The sequence below is a fragment of the Cyclobacterium lianum genome, from assembly GCF_900143075.1.
Taxonomy (GTDB): Bacteria; Bacteroidota; Bacteroidia; order Cytophagales; family Cyclobacteriaceae; genus Cyclobacterium; species Cyclobacterium lianum.
This window is the reverse complement of sequence record NZ_FRCY01000004.1, coordinates 357,589-382,807: the sequence shown is the minus strand read 5'-3', so window position 1 is coordinate 382,807 and position 25,219 is coordinate 357,589. Positions and strand designations below refer to the sequence as shown.

23 protein-coding genes are annotated in these 25,219 nt (G+C 45.2%); 4 read left to right on the top strand and 19 right to left on the bottom strand.

Annotated features, from left to right (window positions below; all coding sequences use genetic code 11):
- Positions 1–67: 67 nt before the first annotated feature.
- Positions 68–2,290: a right-handed parallel beta-helix repeat-containing protein gene (locus tag BUB19_RS08745; protein WP_143155968.1), complete on the top strand. Its 2,223-nt coding sequence runs from the start codon at positions 68–70 to the stop codon at positions 2,288–2,290.
- A 4-nt stretch (positions 2,291–2,294) separates the two neighbouring features.
- Here BUB19_RS08745 and BUB19_RS08740 read toward each other — a convergent pair whose 3' ends face one another.
- Positions 2,295–3,380 (bottom strand): lactonase family protein, encoded by a 1,086-nt coding sequence (locus BUB19_RS08740; RefSeq protein ID WP_073094117.1) that lies wholly within the window; start codon positions 3,378–3,380, stop codon positions 2,295–2,297.
- A gap of 166 nt (positions 3,381–3,546) precedes the next feature.
- A complete protein-coding gene (locus tag BUB19_RS08735) occupies positions 3,547–4,332 on the bottom strand; it encodes a phosphatidylinositol-specific phospholipase C/glycerophosphodiester phosphodiesterase family protein (protein ID WP_073094116.1) in 786 nt (261 codons plus the stop codon).
- 269 nt (positions 4,333–4,601) lie between these two features.
- On the opposite strand from BUB19_RS08735, the gene BUB19_RS08730 reads away from it, so the two are divergent.
- Both BUB19_RS08730 and BUB19_RS08725 read left to right on the top strand, forming a co-directional pair.
- Positions 4,602–4,880, top strand: a complete 279-nt coding sequence (locus BUB19_RS08730) for a YtxH domain-containing protein (protein WP_073094115.1) — start codon at positions 4,602–4,604, stop codon at positions 4,878–4,880.
- A 72-nt stretch (positions 4,881–4,952) separates the two neighbouring features.
- Positions 4,953–5,675, top strand: a complete 723-nt coding sequence (locus BUB19_RS08725; RefSeq protein ID WP_073094114.1) for an SDR family oxidoreductase — start codon at positions 4,953–4,955, stop codon at positions 5,673–5,675.
- Between the two features lie 749 nt (positions 5,676–6,424).
- On the opposite strand, the gene dapA is transcribed toward BUB19_RS08725, so the two are convergent.
- The 10 genes from dapA to BUB19_RS08670 all read right to left on the bottom strand — a co-directional run bounded on the left by dapA (position 6,425) and on the right by BUB19_RS08670 (position 15,861).
- Positions 6,425–7,318, bottom strand: coding sequence for a 4-hydroxy-tetrahydrodipicolinate synthase (gene dapA, locus BUB19_RS08715; RefSeq protein ID WP_073094112.1), 894 nt, complete (start codon positions 7,316–7,318; stop codon positions 6,425–6,427).
- Positions 7,319–7,322: 4 nt separating this feature from the next.
- Positions 7,323–7,817, bottom strand: coding sequence for a DUF6913 domain-containing protein (locus BUB19_RS08710; protein ID WP_073094111.1), 495 nt, complete (start codon positions 7,815–7,817; stop codon positions 7,323–7,325).
- Between the two features lie 13 nt (positions 7,818–7,830).
- The gene (gene ligA, locus BUB19_RS08705; protein ID WP_073094110.1) at positions 7,831–10,299 is read right to left on the bottom strand and encodes an NAD-dependent DNA ligase LigA; all 2,469 of its coding nucleotides are present in this window, start codon (positions 10,297–10,299) and stop codon (positions 7,831–7,833) included.
- A gap of 116 nt (positions 10,300–10,415) precedes the next feature.
- Positions 10,416–10,619, bottom strand: a complete 204-nt coding sequence (gene xseB, locus BUB19_RS08700) for an exodeoxyribonuclease VII small subunit (protein WP_073094109.1) — start codon at positions 10,617–10,619, stop codon at positions 10,416–10,418.
- Positions 10,616–11,971, bottom strand: a complete 1,356-nt coding sequence (xseA, locus tag BUB19_RS08695) for an exodeoxyribonuclease VII large subunit (protein ID WP_245802813.1) — start codon at positions 11,969–11,971, stop codon at positions 10,616–10,618. Before xseA ends, xseB begins: the two co-directional genes overlap by 4 nt.
- 55 nt (positions 11,972–12,026) lie before the next feature.
- Positions 12,027–12,482, bottom strand: coding sequence for a Spy/CpxP family protein refolding chaperone (locus tag BUB19_RS08690; protein ID WP_073094107.1), 456 nt, complete (start codon positions 12,480–12,482; stop codon positions 12,027–12,029).
- Between the two features lie 123 nt (positions 12,483–12,605).
- Entirely contained in the window at positions 12,606–12,977 is a 372-nt protein-coding gene (locus tag BUB19_RS08685) for a hypothetical protein (RefSeq protein WP_073094106.1), read from the bottom strand.
- 34 nt (positions 12,978–13,011) lie between these two features.
- Positions 13,012–13,560, bottom strand: coding sequence for an RNA polymerase sigma factor (locus BUB19_RS08680; RefSeq protein WP_073094105.1), 549 nt, complete (start codon positions 13,558–13,560; stop codon positions 13,012–13,014).
- A 153-nt stretch (positions 13,561–13,713) separates the two neighbouring features.
- On the bottom strand, positions 13,714–14,637 hold the full coding sequence (gene fmt, locus BUB19_RS08675) for a methionyl-tRNA formyltransferase (RefSeq protein WP_073094104.1): 924 nt from the start codon (positions 14,635–14,637) through the stop codon (positions 13,714–13,716).
- A 6-nt stretch (positions 14,638–14,643) separates the two neighbouring features.
- A complete protein-coding gene (locus tag BUB19_RS08670; RefSeq protein WP_073094103.1) occupies positions 14,644–15,861 on the bottom strand; it encodes an exo-beta-N-acetylmuramidase NamZ family protein in 1,218 nt (405 codons plus the stop codon).
- Between the two features lie 38 nt (positions 15,862–15,899).
- Between BUB19_RS08670 and BUB19_RS08665 the strand changes: the two genes are divergently transcribed.
- Positions 15,900–17,120, top strand: a complete 1,221-nt coding sequence (locus tag BUB19_RS08665) for an ABC transporter permease (protein ID WP_073094102.1) — start codon at positions 15,900–15,902, stop codon at positions 17,118–17,120.
- On the opposite strand, the gene BUB19_RS08660 is transcribed toward BUB19_RS08665, so the two are convergent.
- The 7 genes from BUB19_RS08660 to BUB19_RS08630 form a co-directional block, all read right to left on the bottom strand.
- Positions 17,107–17,853, bottom strand: a complete 747-nt coding sequence (locus BUB19_RS08660; RefSeq protein WP_073094101.1) for a polyprenol monophosphomannose synthase — start codon at positions 17,851–17,853, stop codon at positions 17,107–17,109. The two genes, BUB19_RS08665 and BUB19_RS08660, sit on opposite strands and share 14 nt — an antisense overlap.
- 105 nt (positions 17,854–17,958) lie before the next feature.
- Complete coding sequence (locus tag BUB19_RS08655; protein WP_073094100.1) at positions 17,959–18,762, bottom strand: tetratricopeptide repeat protein; 804 nt, start codon at positions 18,760–18,762, stop codon at positions 17,959–17,961.
- 269 nt (positions 18,763–19,031) lie between these two features.
- On the bottom strand, positions 19,032–20,132 hold the full coding sequence (hisB, locus tag BUB19_RS08650) for a bifunctional histidinol-phosphatase/imidazoleglycerol-phosphate dehydratase HisB (protein WP_073094249.1): 1,101 nt from the start codon (positions 20,130–20,132) through the stop codon (positions 19,032–19,034).
- A 2-nt stretch (positions 20,133–20,134) separates the two neighbouring features.
- Positions 20,135–21,220 (bottom strand): histidinol-phosphate transaminase, encoded by a 1,086-nt coding sequence (hisC, locus tag BUB19_RS08645; RefSeq protein WP_073094099.1) that lies wholly within the window; start codon positions 21,218–21,220, stop codon positions 20,135–20,137.
- A gap of 1 nt (position 21,221) precedes the next feature.
- A complete protein-coding gene (gene hisD / locus BUB19_RS08640; protein ID WP_073094098.1) occupies positions 21,222–22,514 on the bottom strand; it encodes a histidinol dehydrogenase in 1,293 nt (430 codons plus the stop codon).
- Positions 22,515–22,706: 192 nt separating this feature from the next.
- Positions 22,707–23,567, bottom strand: a complete 861-nt coding sequence (hisG, locus tag BUB19_RS08635; RefSeq protein ID WP_073094097.1) for an ATP phosphoribosyltransferase — start codon at positions 23,565–23,567, stop codon at positions 22,707–22,709.
- 328 nt (positions 23,568–23,895) lie between these two features.
- Complete coding sequence (locus BUB19_RS08630) at positions 23,896–25,140, bottom strand: glutamyl-tRNA reductase (protein ID WP_073094096.1); 1,245 nt, start codon at positions 25,138–25,140, stop codon at positions 23,896–23,898.
- Between the last annotated feature and the right edge of the window lie 79 nt (positions 25,141–25,219).

Genomic DNA, 25,219 nt, shown 5'->3' with positions numbered 1-25,219 from the left:
TTCAAAATAATATCCAAAATTAGAAAAACATAGGTTGGGTGTCCGCTTCTTTAAAAATCCTGGTAAAATGATATTGGTAGGTAAAGTTTCCTGGAAAGGGCTAGCTGCCGGGTTTTCGGTGTTATCGATGGTGTTTCCCCAACTGGAGCTGGCCGCACAGTCCGCCCTGTTTCCCGGGAATTGTAAAGTTATCGAAATAGACCGACCCGGATTTTATGACGAAGCGGGAAGTACCTATGTACTCACGCGGGATATCTATGCCGAAAAAAGTGCTTTTTTTCTGGGGAAAGATATCACCCTGGACCTGAATGGGCATACGATCACTTTTGCCGACGGAAAATATGACAGCCTTGAAAATGGAGGTTTCGAAGATGGGCTGGAGGGCTGGGATCTTACAGAAGCACCAGGGGCCGAATTATTGGAAACCCGAAAAACACGCCCATTCATTGGTGAAAAATTACTTGGATTGAAAAAAGGGGATCAGATAGTTTCCTCTTATATGGAATTACCCTATGCGAATCGATCGTATTATGCGATCTGTGGCATCACCGGCCATGTATTCAGGGATATGCAAGGGGATTTGAACAATGAAATGAAAATCAGCCTTTTGGTCGAGGATGAAAGGGGGGAAGTGGTCGAGGTATGGACCGATTACGGGTCAGAACCGATAATGAGCAGTCCGGTATTTAACAGAAGCCCCCGATTGGGTGGAGGATTTGTTGTGGCCCACTTGCAGGGCCTTCCGGCAGGGAAGTACAGGATCCGGATAAAAGCGGAGACAGCCTGCCTGGTCGATGAAATTGGTATTTTTCCTGCTTTTGATGTGGGTATTGGGATTGTAGGCAAAACCCATCCAAAAGGACATTACGACCATTTGTACGAAAATAAACATGCTGCCTTTTATGATTATACAGCAAATTTTCGACATGGAATCCCTTTGCCGGGAATTCCACAGGCAAGCGGCAGGGGAACCGTTACGATCAAAAACGGTACTATCAAATCCGGCTCCCGCGCGGTAATGAGTTGGGGGATTCAATCCACCGCCGATGAGGTGCAGGTGATTTTGGATCAGGTGACCATCATCAATCAGGGGATCAATGCCACAGCGGTAGATGTGCCCCAGGCCCGTATCAGTAGGTGCAGGTTTGAAGTGAGCAATCCCCAATTGATACACCGGCACGGGTCCCAGCATTACGCTGTAGACCTGAGGGGCACAGCAGCGTCAACGGTAGCCTATTCGGAGTTTAGAGGGGGGCAGGGATGCTTGGTATTCAAAGGAGCAAAATCTTCGGTTCATCACAATACTTTTGTAAATCAACAAAGAGTAACCAACCATTACAGCATCATGGCCATGGGAGATAGTTCCCTGATTTTTGAAAATGACATTGCTCCGGAGACAGGCTCCGGGATCGAGATTTTCAGGCACAAAGGCATAGAAATATTCAATAACCGCATCCGGATAACAGCCTCCCCTCCGACGACAGAATACGGTAAGGAAGAATTCAGCACGGCTGCCATCAGGATTGCCGACTATGGGGACAAGCCGGGCTCTCCAACCGGTGCGTATGGTAATAAGGTGTATAACAATACCATTGAAGTAATCGGCAGGGCTTTTCCGGAATATCCGGAATACACGCCCATGGCCTGGGCTGTTTTTTACAGTGCCAGTGCCGGCGATAACCTGATCATGGGTAACCGGATCACAGTGGATCATAAGACACCATCTTCTCAATCGGAGGCCGCTGCGTTTTACATTGGAGGTGGATTAACAGGTTATGGTGGAGAGTTTCGTGGCAATCAGGTATTTTCGAATGTACCGGCTGCCTGGATTGGTTCGCGCTATGGAGGAACAATCAATACCCGACTGGCATTCAATCATTTTGTCAATACCAGCGGGTCAACAATGCAGCCCTTCAGAATGGGTTGGAAGTCTTGCCAAACTTGCTACGCCAAAAATGTCACGTTCATAGGGAACAGTTTCGAGCAAATGGAATTTGGGATTGATCAGACCGATCAGCCCCATACCTATCAAAGGCTGATGCCGCTCACACTTTTATGGAAAGGTGACCCGGTTAACAAACCCAGCATCAGGGTCAAACATGTGAATGGGGACATCCTTGTGAAGGGACAATTCAACGAAGAGGCATTCTGGCAGACAGAATTGTTGCTCGAGTCCAGTGACCATCCCGACAAGCCCCGGACGAAAGGCTTTTGGATTTCAGCCGGGAGGGAAAGGCGATGGGTTTCAGCTGCGACGGACCAACCGATTACATTCGGAATGAAAGATTAGCCGGCTAATCTAAAAACAACTGTTCAATAAATACCGCCCTGGGTATTGCAATGGTTTTTCCGGTAGCTTCCGGCATGCCAGTTTGGTTATTTAGCCTGAAAAACACCACATTATCCGATTCCATATTGGCTACCAAAAGCAACTGCCCCTTTTCATCTACCTTAAAATTACGGGGATGTTGGCCGCCGGAAGAAACATGGCCCTGCAGCGACAGCAATCCATTATCCTGATCTACCTGATAAATGGCCAGGTTGTCCTGTCCACGGTTGCTGGCATAGAGCCATTTTCCGTCTACGGATAAATGAATGTCTGCGGCAGCATTGTAATCGCTTTGGATCTCGGGAGAGAGCATGTCTACCCGGTCCAGAAAGCGGAGATCTCCATTACTTGAATTGACCTGGTACACCGCCACCGTACTGCTCAATTCCTCCAAAGAGTACGCATAAGGCAAATCCGGATGTAGGATGAAGTGGCGCGGTCCTGCGCCCGCCTTCGTGCTAAAGATCTCTGGCTTTTTGCCGACACTCCCTTTTTTGGGATTGACCTTGTATTTCAGGATCTGGTCTATTCCCAGATCAGAAGCATATACCCAGTGGCCATCTGGCGAAGGGATCATGGCATGCATGTGGGGTTTGGTTTGGTTCGGATGCACACTGCTTCCTTCGTGTTGTACAAAGGAGACGGCCTCGCTGATACCACCGGATTCCAGGATTTTGAAAGTGGAAAGGTTACCACCCTGATAATGGGAAACAAACACCACCTGTCCTGATGGATCTACGCTGATATGGCAGGGGCTGGCACCCACTGAGGAAACCTGATTAATTTCAGAGAGTTTACCTGTCTTTTTATCGATCGCGTAGGCCACAATGGTTCCTGCCGGATCATTTTTATCTTTACCTTCCCGGTAGGCCGCATACAGAAATTTTTCATTGGGATGCAATGCCAAAAAGGTAGGACTTTTTTTGTCCTGGACCGTCTGTATGGTCCGGGCGCTGAGTTCTGACCGGTTGAAATCCAGGACGTACAATCCCTCGCTTTCCTTTTCACTGTAGGTGCCAATATATAGTATTTCTTTTGGGGTTTGGCTCATGACGACAATTGGACTAAATAACAGGAATAACGAAAATAAGAGGAAATTTCCAGGGATAGCTTTCTTATGTTGTGATGTTTTTTGCTTCATGTCTTATGTAACGATATTTTATGCAAATTCCATTTGTATTGAAAAAGGATGGCTTTAGCGAAATCAAGCATCCGACTCAACTACCCGGACGGCTACTTCTGGCGTTATGGCCTTTAAGATAAGTACCGGCAGCCTGGGGTTGATCGGTGTTGATGTAATCCACCCCCATCTCAGACAGGGCTTCCCAGGCTGTTGGGGTATCTGGAGTAGCCCAAAACCTGAATGGCCTGCCGAATCCATGGGCTACGCGAATCGCCTGCTTTAATTTTCTTGCATCCTGTTTTGGTAGATTTCCTGCGCCATCCCAATCGGAAAACTTTCTGAAGCTCAGGCTGAATAGCTCTATTTTTTCGATCGGAAGGTTCAGGGTGTCTTCCGTGCTCTGAAAATCAAAAAATACTGGAAAAGGATATTGATAATAATCTTCTTTGGCAGGGCGGTTGCCGGAAACCACTATTTTTACAAACGGATTCTCCTTATCTTCCCATAACGCCTTATACGGCTGTATTTCTTCCAGCAAGCGTTCCATGCTGGTATAGGCCTCGGTCTTGATATCCACAAGCAGGATAAAGGGTTGCAGGGGTCCTATCTCAAGCTGCATCGCGCTCAGGATAGGATCCAGATAGAGGGAAGTTAAGGTATGTTTCCGTTTGATGTTTTCCGCTTCATGAGCCACGAATAAGGTGTCTTCCAAAAGTATCACATCCGCTTCTATGGAAGCAGCCCCGGCGGAATAGGCTTCCCAGAATGGAAGTGATTGCAGGTAGTCGTTGTGGCTGTGTAATTTTGGCTGCTGGGCAGACAAGGGGATGGTGAGTGAGTATAAAAGCAATGCGACAAGGTACCTCGTTTGGAAAAGCATAGTGCCAGGGGATTTTTACGTTTGGTTTGTAAAAATACAATTAATGGGAGGCTTACCGCCATATACAGCGATTAATATGCAACGAATTTTTTCTCCTACACATTAACATTCGGGTAATAGACCTGATAAGCACTGTCATCGTGAAAATCTAATGCGAGAAAATTGTTTTAATCGCAACTTTGGTATAAATGTTGATGTTAAATTGATATAGAATGTCTTCTGAAACGGAGATGAGTTTTTCATATTTTAAACCGTTAATATCAGATATTATGAAATCAGCGAAAATAATTTTAAGCGCATTGGCAGGAGTAGCAGTAGGAGTTCAGATTGGTTTATTGATCGCTCCGGAAAAAGGCACTGATACCCGCAAGAAACTCACCAAGAAAGGAGAGGAATATTTGAAAGACATTAATGGACAGATTGACGGTCTGTTAAAGGGCATGAACGAGAAAATGGACAAGATGAATAAAAACATCGCTACAGTAGCCGAAGAAACCAAAGCCAGAGGTAAGGAGCTATTGGCAGAAGCCAAAGAAAAGACCAAGTAAGAAATTTATCTTTAAAGAAGGTCAATGAGGATTCATTGGCCTTTTTTTATTTGAACCGTAAAAATACAGAACATGACTTTAGTAAATACAACTGCGATCATTACCGGAGGCAATACAGGAATCGGCTATGGCATAGCAGAGGCGCTGGTGGCAGAGGGTGTCAACGTTGCTATCACCAGCCGTTCTATGGAAAGGGCAAGTGAAGCGGCTGAGAAAATCAGAAAAAAATCTACATCCAAGGGAGAAATATTGCCGCTGGAAGTGGATGTGAGGGATTTTGATGCCCAGAAACGGGCAGTTCAATCCGTACTCAAAGAATGGGGCAAGCTAGACTTCTTCGTAGCCAACGCTGGTGTCGGACACTTTGCGCCCATTCAGGAGCTTTCTCCGGAGAAGTGGAAGGAAACCATTGATACCAATCTGAGCGGCGTGTTTTACAGTATCAAAGCCTCGGTAGACGCGCTTACTTCCTCAAGGGGGTTTTTTCTGACGATTTCCAGTCTTGCAGGAACCAATTTCTTTGCAGGAGGTTCGGCCTATAATGCGAGTAAGTTTGGCCTGACCGGCTTTACTCAGGCCGTCATGCTTGATTTGAGACAGGAAGGGGTGAGGGTCAGTACCATCATGCCCGGATCTGTAGCCACGGGCTTCAATGACCATGAAGTAAATGAAAAGGATGCCTGGAAAATCCAGATTGAAGATATTGGAGAAATGGTGGTAAGCTTGTTTAAGCTGGATCCGCGTACGCTTCCCAGTAAAATCGAAGTGAGGCCCAGCATGCCTCCTAAAAAATAAATACTTCTGACGGTTAATTTCCAAAGAGGCTGTCTGAAAAGTCGGGCAGCCTCTAATTTAGTTGTTATTTTTTCAAAAATGGTATTTTGGAGTTGTACAAAAAAGCAACTATGGCCAGGTTGGTTTTTAAATAACCAAACCGGCAAGAGTCCTGAACTCTTCCCGGTCAACATTTTTGACAGAATTGCCGACAACCCCCCACCTTGTAGTTTCGGTAGTGGACTTGCTGGATATCAGCGCAATAATACAGATCTGCAAAGGACGCGTTACCTCCGCCTTCCATCCCCTAATGACGACCAAAATGCTGTTTTACAGCTACTTGTCAAACGCATAGTCTTGCCGCAATATCGCTAAGACACCTACTGAAAACATTCATTTAGGGAGCTACTGAGCAGCGAGAAAGGATTTATCCCCTGCAACAATCGCCCGATAGAATCCGAAGCGGTGTTTGGCCAGCTGAAAAGCAACAATAAGGTCAACCAATTTACATTCAATGGATGATAAAAGGTAGCAATGGAATTTATGCTGATGGCATTCGGGCATAACCTTAGGAAGCTAATGGCAGCAGCGCTCTTTTCAGCTAAAATGGTTTTCGCATCTCCAGGACAGGTTTACATCGCGGTGCTTTAGGGCGAAAATCACCCTTTTGATTAATCAATCTTACGAAATATTAGAGATTCCAGCTTTTCCGAATATTCCGGAAAGATACCCGCATAAAAAAGGCTGCCCTTTTCAGACAGCCTGTTTTTTTATTCCAGGTGGGGAGAATAAAATTGCCTGGTATTGACTTTTTCAGCTGCAACCCTGATCCGTTGGCATAGATCCGCTGAGGCCTTCAATAGTGGCAACCGCACGTTTGGTTCACATATGCCCAAATGATGCATCAGACATTTTACCCCTACAGGATTGCTTTCCTCGTACATCAATGGATTGATATCCAGCAGACTGAAAGTTCCCTTTTTACTATAGGTAGCAGTTCCATGAATGACAGCAGTCATTATTTCTGGATAAGCATTGGCGATGACAGAGATGACCCCCTCCGCCCCAATGCTGCGCATTGGAGTGGTGATCATGTCGTCGCCGGAGATCAATAGAAAACCTTCCGGCTTGTCCCTTGCGATATGCATGCACTGCTCCAGATCGCCGCTGGCTTCTTTTATCCCAATGATATTTGGATGTTGGGCGAGATGCAGGCTGGTTTGGTAGCTCAGGTTCGAGGCCGTCCTTCCCGGAACATTATACAGGATCACCGGCACGGGGCAATGATCGGCAATAGCCTCATAGTGAGCGATAATACCCGCCTGGCTGGGTTTGTTGTAATAGGGATTGACAGACAGAATGCCATCAATCCCCATAAAATCGATTTTTTCGATCTGATTCAGGATCGATTGTGTATCATTTCCACCCAGGCCATAAACGAGGGGCAATCTGGACTGGTTTATTTTTTTGGTGAAGGCCAGCACCTTCATTTTTTCGGATTCTGTTAAGGTGGCAGATTCTCCGGTGGTACCCTGAACTACCAGGTAATCCACGCCTCCATGAATTACATGTTCAATGACCTTTTCCAAAGCCGTAAAGTCTATAGATCCGTCTTTATGAAAAGGTGTTACCAATGCTACACCGGTACCTTTAAATTTTTCCATTGTATTAATTGATCTGCTTTAAATATTTTATCAATAATGCTGTACCTGATTGAATGTCTTTTTCTTCCTTGTTTAACATCAGGTCCAAATAGGGCTTTAGCTCTTCGCTGAAAAAACCCATACTGTATGACGTTGCCTGCAATTGAAGCAGGTAGAGGGTGAAATAATTCAGCTTCTCGGAAGTAAAAATAATCAAATCTGGTCTAAGGGAAAGTAAATGGTTTAGTTTTTCTCCTGGTTTACCAAATAAAGTAAAATCTTTATAGGAAAATGCCTGTTCATCTACAGATTTTTCGTCATAGTAATTTCCCAGAACTTCAATGCCCTCGTTAAGTTCTTCGTGGATCACAGCCGTAATTTTCTCAATTTCCTCCTTATTGTTGCCTAGTATTCCAATCGTTTTTATATTTTCAATATGAAGTAATATGGACTTTTGGGCATTCTTTTTCTTTGGCTTTTCCAAAGCATTTTTCACAAAATATTCCCGTATCCATTTCATTATTTTTATTGATCTATTTGGTTGAACACATTTTCAGGAAATCTGCTTCACTTAGCAATGGAATTCCTAGTTTTTCTGCCTTTTCTTTCTTGCTGGGACCCATGTCCTCTCCTTCAATGATAAAATCGAGATTTTTTGACACAGATTTGCTGTAGGTGCCTCCGTGGGCCTCTATAAAATCGATGATTTCATCTCTCTTAAAATGGTTCAATTTTCCGGATGCAAGGATTTTTTTACCGGCTAGCTTGTCACTTTCTTTTTTACCGGCGTCTTCAGTCAATTCAAACTGCAGTCCTTTCTCCTTCAGGCGTTGGATGATCAACTGGTTTTTTTCATCGGAAAAAAAGGCCCGGATACTATTTACCAGGGTTTGTCCCACACCATTGATCTCCAATAAACTTTCATCACTGGCATTTGCAAGTGCGTCGATATTGCCAAAATGTCTGGCGAGTAAAATGGCGGTATTTTCTCCCACGTTTCGGATACCCAATCCAAAAAGCACCTTTGGGAAAGGCTGAGAAAGCGAATTTCGGATTCCCTCCATCATATTGCTGATCACACCATCCTGAAAAGTACTCCCTTTCAGTTTATTGACTTGATCTGCCTGAGCCTCGTCAAGGGGGATATCACTATGGATCAACAGGTCATGCAGGCTGCTTTTGTTTTTAGAAAGTTGCATCCAGCCTTTCAGGTCAATACCTGCAGCCGGCGTCAATACAGAGAGTACGTAGCCTATAGGGACAAACCCGTCAATATTATCCCAGTGCTGATTTTGGACAAGCTCAAGTAGCCTGCTGATCCGTTCCTCATTTTCCGGGCTCCTTTTGTTCTTTTTGCGCTGTACCTGCAGAAAAAGATCGATTTTTTCCTGCTGCCTGGCCGTTTCGTGCAAAGCTAAAAACGCTTCAATTTCCTTCAAAGTAACCTGATGGGTCAGGGCATAAAGGGCCTTTTTCAGGTTTACATATAAATGTCCCTCGCTGTTTTTGGTATACTGCTCATCAGTGATCTCAAGTCCGAGCAATTCAGCTTTCTGGTCTGGCAATTCATACAGGTCGGCAGGATTGTTTACATATCCTTGGTGTATGAGTGCACGAAGCCTTTCGGTACCCAGGGAGTCGATGTCCATGGCCCTTTTAGAGACAAAATGCTCGATTCTACCCAAGACCTGTGGCGGGCAACCCGAAGCATTGGGACAGAAATGTTTGGCTTCTCCTTCCTTTCGCTCCAGGCTGGTGCCACACTCGGGACAGGTGTCAATGTATTGGATAGGTTTACTAAGTTTTGACCTGCTTTCGTTAACGACCTGCGTAATTTTCGGAATAATTTCACCTCCCTTTTCAACCAGGACGGTATCACCTTCATGAAGGTCCAATCGGAGTATTTCATTGGCATTGTGCAGAGAGGCCCTCTTTACCGTGGTTCCGGCTAGTGAAACGGGAGAAAGATTGGCTACCGGAGTGATCGCGCCGGTTCTGCCCACCTGATAGCTAATCGAAAGCAGGGTAGCAGCGGCACTTTCCGCCTGGTATTTGTAGGCAATTGCCCACCTGGGTATCTTAGCTGTAAATCCCAGCTCTTCCTGCTGCTGGTAGTCGTTGACTTTCAGAACTACTCCATCGGTTTCCACAGGCAATTCGTGGCGTTTATCCCGCCATTCATCAATATATGACAGCACTTCGTTCAAGTCATTGCAGTTGCGATAGGTGGGCGATACATTAAAACCCCATGCTTCCAGTTGTTCAATGGCTTTGTGCTGCCTGGTCAGGGATATATCCTCAGAAATAAGCTGGTAAACGTAACAATTTAACCGGCGCCGGGCCACTACCGAGGAATCCTGCATTTTCAGGGTGCCTGAGGCTGCATTTCGGGGGTTGGCCAGCAAATTTTCGCCCTTTTCCAATTTTTCCCGGTTGATTTTTTCAAACCCGATTTTGGGTAGAAATATCTCACCGCGAACTTCCAGATAGGCGGGGAGGTCTTTTGAAGCCTTTATTTTTAATGGGATGGTTCGAATTGTTTTCACATTCGCTGTTACCACATCGCCCTTATACCCATCCCCACGGGTGACTGCACGGATAAGTTTCCCCTGTTCGTAGACCAGGCTGATGGCTACCCCGTCAAACTTCAGTTCGCAAAAGTACTCATAATCTCTATGACCCAAACCCTTGGCAACCCGCTCATCAAAAGCCATTAATTCCTCTTTCGAATAGGTATTGCCGAGTGAAAGCATGCGAACTGCGTGGTTGGCAGTTTCAAAATTTTTGGTGATGCTACCTCCCACACGCTGGGTAGGGCTATCTGGTTTTTTAAGGTCAGGAAAAAAATGTTCCAGTGCATTCAGCTCTTCCAGGAGCTGATCGAATTCATAATCACTGATAATGGAGCGGTCTTCCTGGTAGTACAGGTCGTTGTGGTAGTTGATGATTTCGGTCAGCTCAGCCACCCGCTTTTCTGCTTCTTCCCTGCTTGGTTTATTCATTAAAAAAGATGTAACTATCTAATGTCAAATGTACAGTTTTTGGTCAAAATAACCTGATGGCATTCTGAAATTGGACAAATGTTTTTCAGAATTTACTTTGGCGGTAAAACAGACATTCAATCGTCGTCTGAAAAAGCTTGTTTGATTTCTTCGGCTGTCATCGTCAGCTTTTTCTTACACACTTTTACCAGCTTGCCGGCTTCTTTTACCATTTCGGTAAGTTCATCCATTCCCTGATCTTCTTCTTCAAGTTTGGCGATTATCTCTTCCAGTCTTTTCAGGGCTTCGTCGTAGCCTGGTTCTTTGGTGTTTTTATTCATTTTTTATCGATTTTTTTAATTACTGAAGTGATTTTTTGTCGCTGACTAAATGTGTCCAATTCATCCCCCTCTTTAAGCTCCTGGAGGTGAATGGGGATTCCGTCCTTTTCTGTTTTGGTATATCCCCTGGACAAGAGGTAATCCGGGTTGAGGCGGTGCAGCGTTTTTTCCAGGTGCTGGAGTTTTTCGCGAGCCTTGCTGATACAGGACCCGCTGGCCTTTATCATGGTTTTCTCGTCATTTGATACCCGGATGCTTTGCTTTTCTATCGTGTACAATGCAGATCGCAGGGATTGTTGGGAGAGACGATCCAGGTGAATCGTTTTTTCATTTAGTTTTCCTTGAAAAAGGTTTTTCAGGAGGTGTAATTTATCCATTACACCCTCTGATTCCAGTCGTAGTCGGCCCTGAACCAACCTTTCGATACGGATCAAATGATGATGCAGGCTTTCTTCAAAGGCCCTGAAGCCGGATAAAATGAAGCTGGCGACCGCGGTGGGGGTTTTTAGCTGGGTATGCGCCACCAAATCGGCGACGGATTCGTCCCTCTCGTGCCCGATACCGGTAATTACTGGCAGGCCAGCATTGGCGATCGTTTTAGCCAAATCATATTCATCAAAACAGTCCAGGTCTGTCTGTGCTCCGCCGCCCCGGATAAGGACAATCAAATCGAAGGCCGGTACGGCCTTTTCTATTTCTTTTATGGCAGCAATAATTTCCTGGCCGGCAGCGTTTCCCTGCATGGCGGCCTGATAGAGCCGGTAATGGATTCTATATCCGTAAGTATTCTGGTCGAGTTGGTCGATAAAATCCCCATATCCTGCGGCAGTTACAGAGCTGATGATGGCAATTTTCTGGCTTACTGCTGGCAAAATAAATTGCTTGTTGAGGTGCAATATATCTTCCGATTTTAACCGGTCAATTACTTCCTGTCGCCGTCTGGCCCTTTCTCCTAAAGTGAAATTGGGATCTATATCTTTGATGACCAGGCTGATGCCGTAGAGTTCATGAAACTGCACATTTACCAGTGCCAGGATATTCATCCCTGCCTGTAAGCGCTGACCGGTGGTCCCTTCAAACTTTTGCTTTATGGCCTGGTAGCTGTAGGACCATATATTGCCCCTCATTTTTGCCCTGATCTGCCCATCGGTTTTCTCTACAAGATCCAGGTAGGCATGTCCCCTGACCGCCTCTCTCAATTCACCAATTTCTGCAATGACCCAGTAGGTGGGAGAGAGCTGCTTGTCCAGACTTTCCTTGATAATGGTGTTCAGATAAAATAGTGTGATGGGCTGCTGCATGCCACAAATAAACGAAAAAATGATTGAAAATTGGTAGCCTTTTGCTGACATCAACCCTCAACATCTACAGCAGATGATATAGCAGGTATTTTCTTTTTGGAAAGGCTCAATCCTCTCTTTTGTCGTCCCCTGGTTCTCTTCCACGCCGTTGCATGCGATAGATATGTCTCGTAAAATCCCGGTTGGCTTCGTTCAATCTCAAAGACTGCACAGGGGATAAGGTCTCGGCTACTTTTTCCAGAAATACTCTTTCCGCGTTTAGCAATTTCATTTGAAGATCAAATCTAGCCTCAATCAATTTCCGGGCCTCATCATTGCTGATGTCTTCTTCACTTTTTTTAGAAATTTCTCTCATTTCACGCATCAGGGACATCCTGTCTTCCTCGTGTTCGTTGAAAAGTGGCCAGAATTTCTCTGCCTGTTCAGGTGTAATGGAGAGTCTGTTGGTAATGAAACCGACTCTGGCAGCCTGTAGTTTTTCCCGGTCTATATTCCTGTCGCGCTGCCCATAGCTGGCCAGACTAATGCCCATCAGCAGGCAGACCATTATCCAATTTTTCATATGTTTGTTATTGTCTTTAAGCGGCCATAAGCCTGGTCCCTATTTTTTCGGGAGAATTTTTGACGATTAAAATAATCATTGTCCAATTTGGTTAGTGATGATTCTAATCGTGCCGATTTCATATCAATACCACATTTCATTATCGTAAAACTCCTCCTCATCCCACTCCTGCCGGCTCCATTCTTCTTCTGCGATAAGATCCAGCAGATCATTTGGATGCTCGGCCAGCAGTAATATTTCTTCGTCATCCCAAATCCCGGTAGCAATGTAATATTCGACGTCATTATTGATCTCGGCTTGAAGATCAGTCTCTTCCATTGAGCTGAAGTTGATCGCCAGAATCAAAAAACCTACCAACAATACGGCGGCAGCAGCAATTCCACTGATATAATAATTTTTAATGCGCTGCTTTCGCTTGTCAAGAATGATGTCCGGCAAACTTTCAAAATAATCCTCCGGAACCTTAAATATATTTTCTTTTGGGAATTTGTTCATATTCTCCTTTTAGACAGTTAATTAACGACAAGGTTTACTGTTGCTTCAAAATTTCTTCAATTTTTTTTACGGCATGGTGATAACTGGCTTTCAGGCTGCCGACGCTGGTATCGGTCATCGCACTGATGTCCTCGTAGGAAAGGTCTTCAAAATACCGCAAATTAAAAACCAGGCGCTGCTTCTCCGGCAGCGTCAGAATGGCTTTCTGTAACTGCTTCTGGATTTCGTTTCCATCCACCAGCGGGGACTCCTCGATATGTGCCTGCATGAGCTCATGATGGTCCTCCATAGAGAAAAAGTTACGTCTTTTTTTCTTTTCCAGAAAATTCAGACTTTCGTTTACCGCTATTCTGTAGATCCAGGTAAATAGCGTAGATTTATGGTTGAACTTGTGGATATTTTTGAATGCTTTAATAAAGGTGTTCTGAACCACGTCATTGGCATCATCATGGACAATCACCATTTTCCTGACCATGCCATAAACCCGCTTCTGATAGGTCTCTACCAACAAGCGGAATCCCCTGTCTCTCGTTAGGGGATCGCTGATCATCTCTAAAAGTTTGACGTCGATTAGTGGAACCATTCCTTGTTTAGACAGCAAAAGAGCCTGAGGGTTTAACCTGATTGGGCAGCAGTACCCAATTAAGCCGAAAGTTTTGAGGAGGTTATAGCCTGAAGATTCCCCAAACGACAATTTAACTGAAAGAGACGCCCCCCTGCAGCCCGTATTTCATATTCAAAGTCGATTGCCCCGGAGATATTCCTGTACCTCCATTCTCCTTTTTCCTTCAACCTGCAGCTCCAACAGGGCCAGAAGCCCCTTTGCTGTCTGGAAATGAATATAGGTCTTGTTGTCGGTTTCAAACTCCCCCGCACGCAGGCTTGTGTCTTCTTCCTTTACCACTGCTGTCCGGTATATTTTACAAGATCTTCCGTTCAAGTCACACCTGGCTCCAGGATAGGGTGAGAGGCCTTTGACCAATTGGTGGATGGTGGTGGCAGGCTGCGCCCAGTCAATTTCACAGGTTTCCCTGAATATTTTTGGCGCCTGGTGCCTGACTTTATTGTGGTCCTGTGCCTTTGGCTCGACATTACCGGAGGCGATGGCCTCTACTGTCCTTACCACCAGTCTTGCCCCTTTCTCCATCAGGCGTTGGTACAAGCTACCTGCATTGTCCTCAGGATGAATGGGCTCTTCTTCCTGAAAGAGGATATTTCCCGTGTCAATTTCATGCTGTAAAAAAAACGTGGTGACCCCCGTTTTCTCTTCGCCATTGATCAGCACCCAGTTGATGGGGGCAGCACCCCTGTAATCGGGTAATAGCGAAGCATGCAGATTAAAGGTGCCTTTGGGAGGCATGGACCAGACTAATTCCGGAAGCATCCTGAAGGCCACTACTACCTGCAGGTCTGCCCGATAAGCCTTCAACTCAGCAAGAAAAGCCTCACTCTTTAGATTGGGAGGCTGTAATATCGGAATATTGTGCTGCAGCGCGCAGGCTTTGACGGCTGAAGGTTTGGGTTTTCTACCTCTGCCCTGGGGTTTATCCATTGCTGTTACCACCGCAACGACATTCCAGCCCTCCTGAAGCAATGATTCCAGCGCTGCGACCGCAAACTCCGGAGTGCCCATAAATACTATCCTTAGGTCTTTGTTCATGCTATATCAATCATAGATCAGATATTTCGTCCGTTTGGCCATATATGTTTCCAGCCCTGCCTGCCACGACTCCCGTATTTCGGTTTCGTTATCTCCATTGATGATGGCTTTTCTCAATTGATCCGACCCGGCAAGTTTATCAAAAAAGTTGTTGAAAAAAGCTGGACCACTGTCAGCGATTCTAAAGGCATCCAATAAGTGTGTCAGCGTAAATTGATGGGTCAAAGGCTCGTTTCGCAAATCCTTTCCGTAGCACAACTTGTTTTCCTGTGGCGGATTCCTGGACATGCCATCGATACTTACTGGCGTAAAGGTGAAATCTCCGAATTTGGGATCAGGAAAGCCATATACCTGAAACGGAAATAGGGTACCCCTGCCCAAACTGACGTTCGTTCCTTCAAAAAAACAAAGCGATGGGTACAGTCGGATGGACACGTCATTGGGCAGATTGGGAGAGGGCTTAATGGGCAGGGAATAATGGTCGGCATGGCTCCAGTTATCTACCGGAATCACATCTATAGTCGCCTGTACCCCATTTTTTAGCCAGCCTTCCCCATTGATCATCTTTGCCAGTTCACCAACGGTGAGGCCATGAACCACAGGTATGGGATGCATGCCTACAAAACTTTCAAAACCAGGTTGAAGCACCGGGCCGTCTACATAATCTCCATTGGGGTTGGGCCGGTCCATGATCATGAGCTCCTTACCCTGCTCTGCGCAGGCTTCCATCAGATAGTGCAGGGTACTGATAAAAGTGTAAAACCTTACGCCTACGTCCTGAATGTCAAAAATAACTACATCCACATCTGCCAGGGCCGAAGCAGAGGGTTTTTTAAAATCGCCGTAAAGTGAAACCAGCGGCAGGCCTGTTTTGGGATCCACCTGGTTTTCGACTTTCTCTCCGGCATCCGCATCTCCCCGGAAGCCATGTTCCGGAACGAATACTTTCTTTACATCTATTCCCTCTTCCAGCAAAAAATCCACCAGGTGCTGGTTTTCCTTTTGGGTCAGGACGCTGGTTTGGTTTACTGCCAGCGCGATCCGCTTATCGGCTATTTTAGACATATACAGGTCGGCGCGGTCGGCACCCGGAATAGCCCCGGCAACAGGACCTTCACCGGTATCTGCTGTGGGTGCTGCAGCCCGGTTTTCCGCGCTTTGTTTGCAATAAGTCAGGTTTCCAAACAAAAAAGCCAGGATAAGTATTAATTTTAGGTGCTTCATATTAATTTGCGTTTCCGTTAACAAAATAAACGACTTCATTGAACCTTTCCTACTTCATTGCGAAAAGAATCAGTTTTAAAAAGACGGGAGGTTTCACCGGAACCATTCACCGGATCGCAGTAGCCAGCATTGCGCTGGGGCTTTCGATCATGATCATCTCCTTTCTGATTTTGGGAGGTTTTCAGGCGGTAATATCCAATAAAGTTTTTTCATTTACGGGGCACTATCAGGTAAACCGTTTAGTGTTGAGCCAGCCGCTGGACGAATCGCCGAGCAGCAAGGAAAGCAATTTTTATACAAATTACAGCAATCTGGACAAGATCCGTCATGTTCAGGTGTATGCCAATAAGCCCGGTCTGATCAAGGGAGAGGACGAGGTCGAAGGCGTTATGATGAAAGGGGTAGGGCCTGGGTTTGATTCACTTTCCTTTAAGTCTTCCCTGGTGGAAGGTCGTTTTATACGATTTGATGAAAGCGGTTCTCCTGCCAATGAAATTGTCATCTCCACCAGGATTGCGAGGAAAATGCTGCTGGATGTAGGGGATAGGGTTACCTTGTATTTTGTACAGGACCCGCCGAGGTTCAGGCGGATGGAGGTGGTCGGCCTCTACGAAACCTTTCTGGAAGATTTTGATGACAAGATCGTGATTGGAGACATCCAGGTGATCCGGGTACTCAATGACTGGGATGAATCGCAGGTCGGTGGTTTTGAGGTTTTTCTGAAAGACCCCGGGGATATCGATACGTATGAAGAGGCACTGTACGATTTTATTGATTATGACCTCAGACTCGTAAAGGCTACAGATAAATTCATCCAGATTTTTGATTGGCTGGAATTATTGAATAACAACGTGTACGTTTTTCTGGCCCTGATCCTGTTTGTTGCAGCCTTCAACATGGTTTCTATACTTTTTATACTCATAATGGAGCGTACACCTATGATCGGTTTACTGAAAGCATTGGGTGCGAGAAACAGACAAGTAAGAAACATCTTTATCTGGAATGGAATACGGATCATCGGCCGGGGCATGCTCCTGGGTAATCTTATCGGTTTGGGCTTTGGATGGCTACAGGAATATACCCGCATCATCAAGCTGAACCCGGAAAATTATTACATGAGTTTCGTCCCTGTATATTGGAATTGGCCTCTTATCGCTGGCCTCAATCTTTTGATCCTGATCATCACTACGGCCGTATTGTTTATTCCCGCCATGATCACCAGTAATGTAAACCCGATCAAATCTATCAAGTTTGATTGACCGGCTTGTAGCCAAAAAAAATACTCTTCAGCTTCATGTATACCACACCAAAGATGGCCTCCCTGAAAATATGTTTGGACATTTTAGATGTGCCTCGGGTCCTGTCCGTGAAAATAATCGGTATTTCTACGATTTTAAATCCAAGTTTCCAGGCGGTGAATTTCATTTCTATCTGAAATGCATAGCCAATAAATTTGATTTTATCCAGATTGATGTGTTCCAGAACCCTCCTGTGATAGCAAATGAATCCCGCCGTTGTGTCTTTGATAGGGATTCCGGTAATTAATTGTACATATTTGCTGGCAAAAAATGACATCAGCACACGTCCCATGGGCCAGTTCACTACATTTACACCCGAGACATAACGCGAACCGATCACCATGTCAAACCCTTTATTGGCGGCCATCGCATACAGCCGGCTGAGATCTTTCGGATCATGAGAAAAATCAGCGTCCATCTCAAAAATATAGTCATAGCCTTTATCAAGGGCATAGGCAAAACCTTCGAGATATGCCGTACCGAGACCCAGTTTTCCCTTTCTTTCGATCAAGTGTAACCTACCGGCAAAATTCAGCTGCAGGTCCTTAACCAGCTCTGCGGTTCCGTCCGGAGAGCCATCATCAATCACCAGTACTTCAAATCCTTCAGGAAGTTCCAGGACGGCCGAAATTATATCCCGGATATTTTCCTTCTCATTGTATGTGGGTATGATAACTATTTTTCTGCCTTTCATATTTCAGAGAACAAAAGTAGGATTTATAAACGTTTATTCTTTACTAACACAAAGAATAAGGCGTCCTCAAAGGTTAAAAATCTTTAAAAATGGTCCATTGGCAGGCTAACGGAAAGCCTGACAGCGGTTCAAATTTGCTTTTGCAAGCAGGTTGCCGTTTATGGCCGCGGTTTCCAGATCAAAGCAGGCCTGTCGCGGATTTTTTTCCAGAAGGCACAGGGCACGCCGCGCAAGGGCATCGTAATGTCGCGGGTTTTCTTCCAGCACCTTGTCAAAATCTTCTACGGCCCAGGAGCAATAGCCCAGCTTCATCAAGGCAAATCCCCTGTTGTAATGGGCACTCAGGTTGTCTGGTTCGATCTCCAGGTATTTGTTGAATGAAACGATCACGCCTAGCCCATCTCCCGAATAAGCCTGGGCAATGCCTTTGTAGTAATGTGGCATTGGTTCCTCTGGCTTCAGCACAATGGCTTCATCGAGAAACTCTACCGCACTTTTGTATCGTCCGTTTTTGATCATTGCCCGGGAGAGTAACACCAGTATGTCATAGTCGGAGGGATCATGCATGGCTGCCAGCAAAAAGTTTTGCTCTGCTTCCTTCATGTTTTTCTTCTCCCAGGCGATTTTTCCAATACCCGCATAAGCCTGCGCATAGGTAGGTTCCAGGGCCAATATCCTTCGGTAATCCTTTATTGCGAAGTCATACATCTCCAGCTCTTCATAGGATCTCGCCCGTAGGTGCAATGATTTCAGGTCAGTGGTACTGACAAACAGTACTTTATTAAACGCTTCAATGGCCTCTTCATACCTGCCGCTTAGGTAAAGGGCTTCTGCATCTCTGAAGCTCCCGATGCACTGGCTGAATACCAGCAGAACTAAAATACAAGATGTGAGTCGGGTAGGGGGCATGGATAATTTTATCGTAAATTAATAGATTAGTTTTAAAGATACACCAAATTCCTACTTTATACAAAAATTCCCTTATTCATTTCGATCCAAATTACCATCCGGCTACGTACTTTTAAAGGCGGGACGTTTTAAGGGATTCAAAAGGGTGAAAACCAATCTCTTTCGTCGGGATATTTGAAGGCTTACCAGAAAAATGAATACCGCAGGCGATAAGGTAAAAAAGTATTTTTTAATCAGGGCTATCCTTCACGGCAGGATAGCCCTTTTCTTTATAGCTTTCCCTTGGTACTGGGCAATTGGTCCAGTTGATAGGGGTCTTTTTTCACGGCCATTTTGATTGCCCTGGCCAGGCCTTTGAAAATCGCTTCAATTTTATGGTGTTCGTTTTCTCCGGAGGCCTTGATATTCAGGTTACATTTTGCAGTATCACTGAAGGACTTGAAAAAATGGTAAAACATTTCCGTAGGCATTTCTCCTATCTTCTCCCGTTTGAAATCCGCTTCCCATACCAACCATGGTCTGCCGCCAAAATCTACTGCTACCTGAGCCAGACAATCGTCCATGGGCAACAAAAATCCGTAGCGGTAAATCCCTTTTTTATCTCCCAGGGCCTTGAGGTAAGCTTCTCCCAATGCCAGCCCGGTATCCTCTATGGTATGGTGTTCGTCGATGTGTAAATCGCCGCTCACCTGAATCTCCAGATCAGTGCCGCCGTGCCTGGCGAGTTGGTCCAGCATGTGATCAAAAAAATGAATGCCGGTTTGGATCTTACTTTTTCCCGTACCATCCAGGTTGAGCTGAATAGAGATCTGTGTTTCCGAGGTTGTCCTGTTAAGACTGGCTTTTCTCGGAGGCAGTTTTAAAAAATGATAAATTTCATCCCAGGATTCGGTAGACAGTCTTGCCCCCTCCATTTCTTCCGAACCAAAATATATGGCACCAGTACCCAGGTTTTCTGCCAGTTGAATGTCCGTTTTGCGATCACCGATCACGAATGAATGCTCCAGGTCATACTCCCCGCTGAGGTAGGCTTCGAGCATGCCGGTTCCAGGCTTACGTGTAGGTGCATTTTCATGTTCAAACGAGTTGTCGATATGGATGGCTTTAAATACTACTCCTTCCTGCTCCAGTGTTTTGAGCATTTTGTATTGGGCAGGCCAGAAGTTTTCCTCGGGAAAAGAGGAAGTGCCGAGACCATCCTGATTGGTCACCATCACCAGCTCAAATTGATTGTCCTCTGCCAACCTGCTCAGGTTGGTGATCGCCCGGGGAATAAACTCAAGTTTCTCCAGACTATCTACCTGAAAATCTGTGGGTGGCTCCTTGATGATGGTACCATCTCTGTCGATAAACAAAACCTTTCGTTTCATCATTACTTTCGTTGGTTAGTTTCAGCGATCGCCTGGGTTTCCAGCACTTCATTTAGAGCCAGCAGGAGCCGATTGTTTTCTTCGCTGCTGCCGACCGTTATTCTCAGACAATCTTCACATTGTTGTACTCTGGACCGGTCACGGACGATTATTTTTTTGTCTATCAGTTGTTGATAGACCTTGTGGGCATCGGGCACTCTGACCAGCAGGAAATTGGCCGCAGAAGGAAAAATGCGCTCTACTTTGGGGTTTTTGCGCAATCCTTCCTCCAGTGCGGTTTTCTGCGATTTTATCTCCGAGACCATCTCTTCCAGCCTGTGCAGATTGTCCAGTGCCTTCAGTACAGTTTGCTGGGTAAGGCCGCTGATATTGTAGGGAGGTTTGATCTTATTGAGTATTGCAATAATTTCTCTGGATGCAAAAGCCATTCCCAACCTCAGGCCGGCCAGACCCCAAGCTTTGGACAAGGTTTGTAATACCAGAAGATTTGGGTATTGGTCCAGCTCCCTTGAGAAGCTGGGTTCATCACTGAAGTCAATATATGCTTCGTCAATCACCAGCAAGCCATTGAAGGATTTCAGCAATTTATAGATGGATTCTCTGTTGAGTTTATTTCCACTGGGATTATTGGGAGAGCAGATAAAGATGATTTTGGTGTTATCATCTATGGCATGCAGTACCTTTTTTTCCTGTATCTGGAAATCAGCGCTCAAAGGGATTTTTACTACCCGGGTATCATTGATTCCAGCACTTACCTCATACATGCCGTATGTAGGAGGTAAAATGATTACATTGTCTATTCCTGGCCTGCAAAAGGCCCTAAAAAGTAAGTCAATGGCTTCGTCGCTACCATTTCCCAAAAAAATCTGATCAGCAGCTACCTTCTTTATTTCTGATAATCTCGCCTTGAGGGCTGTCTGGTTGGGGTCTGGATATCTATTGAAGGGTTTGCTGCTGACAGAACCCAGCGGGTTTTCATTGGCATCCAGAAATATACCCTCCTTCCCCGTATATTCATCCCGTGCAGATGAATAGGGCTTGAGCGCATGAATATGCGGACGCAACAGCTTTGTCAGTTCAAAAGCCATATCATTTGTTTTTGGAAAGATGATTTAAACGAATGCTGACTGCATTTTTATGGGCATGCAAATTTTCGTTTTCTGCCATGATTGCTATGGTTGGTCCCAATGCTTTTATACCTGCAGCGGTGATTTTCTGATAGGTGATCTTTTTTACAAAACTATCCAGCGATACGCCCGAGTAGGCTCTGGCATAGCCGTTTGTAGGTAAAGTGTGGTTGGTGCCGGAAGCATAATCGCCGGCCGATTCCGGTGTGTAGTTTCCAATAAAAACAGATCCGGCATTGACGATCGCTGAGAGGGCCTCGTCTTCGTCCTTTACCGCTACAATCAGGTGTTCGGGTGCATAGCTATTGATAAGATGTATGGATTTTTCGGGATCATCCATAACCACAGCAACACTATTTTCCAGCGCTTTTCTGGCAATTTTTTGCCTGGGCAGCGCTTCCAATTGGCTGTCCATGCACTTGATGACCTTCCTGACAAATTTTTCGGAAGGACCTACGAGTACTACCTGGCTGTCTACCCCATGCTCTGCCTGAGAAAGCAGGTCCGCAGCTACAAAGTCAGGTATGGCCGTCTCGTCCGCGTAGACAAGCACTTCTGAAGGACCTGCTGGCATGTCTATGGCTACTCCTTTGTTGGTAGCCAATTGTTTGGCCGCCGTAACGTACTGATTACCTGGCCCAAATATTTTATCTACACGGGGAACGGATGCGGTGCCATATGTCATGGCAGCGATGGCTTGTGCCCCTCCTGCCTTAACAATCTTATCGATACCAATGATCTTGGCGGTAAATAAAATGGCAGGATGAATTTCTCCACTGGTATCCGGAGGTGTGCACAAAACGATTTCCTTGCAGCCGGCCAATTTTGCCGGGATGCCCAACATCAAAACCGTAGAAAACAATGGAGCTGTGCCTCCCGGTATGTAGAGTCCGACTTTCTGGATCGGTACGCTTTTTCTCATACAGATGACTCCGCCCATGATCTCGGATGTCAGGGGAGGTGCGTCCTGGAGCTTATGAAATTTTTCTATATTATTTTTTGCGGTCTGGATGGCTTCTTTCAGCTCGGGATCTACTTTCTGGCCGGCTGAATCTATGGCTTCCTGGTCCACCAAAATCTCGTCAATTTCTACGTGATCGTATTCCAGTGCAAATTTTCTCAGCGCCTTATCACCCTGACGCTTTACTTTTTTCATGATCGGTTTCACGATCTTGGTGATGTCCTTCATTTTCCGAACCGGCCGGGCCAGTTCTTTAGACCAGGTGTTGACATCAGGATTTACCAGAATTTTCATGTGTTTGTTATGTTTTCTCAGCGGTCAGATGCCTTGTCCCGATTTTATCGCGAGAATCTTTGGCGATTAAAACAATCATTGCCATGCATATTTAATGATGATTTTAATCCTGTCTATTTTATCTTACGACTAATTTAAATTCCTGCTCCGGGATGATTAATAGGAAATGTCTCATATCTCATTCCCGGTGGCTTAGAGTACCATTTTTTCTATGGGGACCACCAATATGCCCTGCGCTCCCGCCGCCCTCAGCTCCTCTATGTTTTCCCAGAATTGGTCTTCACTGATTACGGAATGTACAGACGACCATCCCTTTTCTGCCAGGGGCAGGATGGTAGGGCTGCGCATTCCGGGGATCAGGGAAATGATCCGATCCAGGGCTTCGTTGGGGGCATTCAAGAGAACGTATTTGTTCTTCTTACCTTTTTGGACAGCATCCATCCTGAAGAGTAATTTCTCTACTGTCTGCTGCTTATCTCCGGAAATGTCCTTGTGGCATATGAGCACGGCTTCTGACTGAAATATCTCCTCCACTTCTTTAAGGCCATTCATCATCAGGGTAGAGCCTGAGCTCACAATATCGCAGATTCCCTCTGCCAGTCCGATACTGGGTGCAATCTCTACCGATCCGCTTATTTCATGAATTTCAGCTTGAACCTGTTTGGATTTAAGGTAATCGGAGAGGATATTTGGATAGGAAGTAGCGATGCTTTTGCCTTCAAAATAGCCTATTCCTGAATAGCTTTCACCTTTGGGGATGGCCAGGGATAGCCTGCACTTGGAGAAACCCAGTTTCTTTAATACGTCTATGGATTTATTTTTTTCAGCAACTTCATTTTCGCCTACAATTCCCAAATCAGCTACACCGTCAGCTACATAACCTGGAATATCATCATCCCTTAAAAATAAAAACTCTATGGGAAAGTTGGTGGATGAAGACTTTAATTTGCCTGTTCCATTATAAAATTTTATTCCGCACTCTTTGATTAGCTTCAAAGATTCTTCGCTTAATCTTCCACTTTTCTGAACAGCAATTCTGATGATATTTTCCATGTAATTGGGGAGCAATATGACTTATATGAAATCGTATTTATTTTTGATTGAAAAAGGGCTTAAGGATGGCAAGCTACTTTTTAGCGGATACCTGATGGACATGATGCCTTAGCACAGCAAGGGGAAAAATTAAAGGGTTGAGATTTTTGAGTTTTCTGGTCATCATGAGTTGACAAATTTAAGGAGCTATCGCTATTATACAAAATAAATGCGGTTATCAAGCACAAAAAAGAGGCTCCCGGAAGGAGCCTCTGAAACAATAAACCAACTTAACCAAAAAACGTTTCAATACCCTGCTGAAAACTGATAAAAAAATCCGGAATAAAAATTAATTGTATACGTAAAACTCATTGACAATTCTTTCGTAGTTAACGATGTCCTTGTAGGGAGACTGACTACTCATTTTTTCTATCGACATTTTTAAAAGCGATTTATTTACCAGGCTGGTATCCATATGGCGGTTCACTTTTAGCTGCTTGCCGCTGACCACTTTGGTGTAAAATTGTTCACCACATGGGTTTCTGACCAGAAGCTCGTTGGCCTGATTTAAAATATCCAGTCCTTTTTTTTTATCCATCCAATCAAAAAAAACGGCGTTTCTTCTGGCAATCAGTGGTTTTACTTTTTTAAGCCACTTCTTGTTGATCTCCATCTTGTTTTCGATGATCTGGTAGATATCCGCAAGTTCAAAGGTGATGACCAGTTCATGGTCGCCGAGCCAATTCAGAAAGGAGCCTTTCAGGGACAAGTCAATCAGCACGCGGGGAGCTTTGAATTCCGGAGAGTCCTCGCCGGATGGGATGGCTGTCTCCACATCCTCGAGGGTACTGATCAGAATGTCGTTTTCCTGTATCACATTGAAGATCTGCTCGTAGGGCTCAAAAATGAAATTTTTCAATTCCCTTTCATCCAGACTGGTAAAGGGACGGATACTTTTTTCTACTATCGTTATATTCGAAAACCCTTTTTCAGTAAGGTTTTGGTAAACGCGCTTACCCAGCGCATTGAAACCGATGATTGCGATCTTTGGTGTCTTCACCTTTTTGATCAATTCAGTCACCATGTCTGCCACCGTGTAGGAAATGGAGAAATTCGGAAATTGAAAGCTCACTTCATTCTTTATCGTTTTGTTGGTGCTGATCAGGTGTCCCCACCACTTGTCCAGAAGCTCGCCGGTCATGCCTGCCTGCGAGGCAATTGAAAATGCAGCGATAAAATGAGAAAAGAGGGGTACGGACCCGTAGGTAGAGGCCTGTGTGCCAAAACACAATTCCGTGAGATGGGCGAGTGCCCTTTCTTCATTGCAGGTGTGCTGGAAAAAATTGGGCTCCGGTACACTCTCCATACCTTTGACGCCGACGATAGCACTATAAATGGCTTCGTCTAATGCTTCGGGCCCATAATAGAGAATTTCGGTTCTTTCCGGCAAAGACAGAACCAGCGCCTCATCGATGGCAGCAAGTCTATTGAGCTGTACAAGCAATGTCTTGGATTCCTCAGCGTCCAGATAGAAATCTGAAGTGACCCTATTGGTGATTCCTGCATTAAAAGTAAGTAATCTGAACTGTCCCATTTTTTTTGCTGTTAATTTTTGGAAGTAGTTACGCACTTCCCAGGCGTACCGGATTTGCCGGTTGTAAAAATTTGATGGT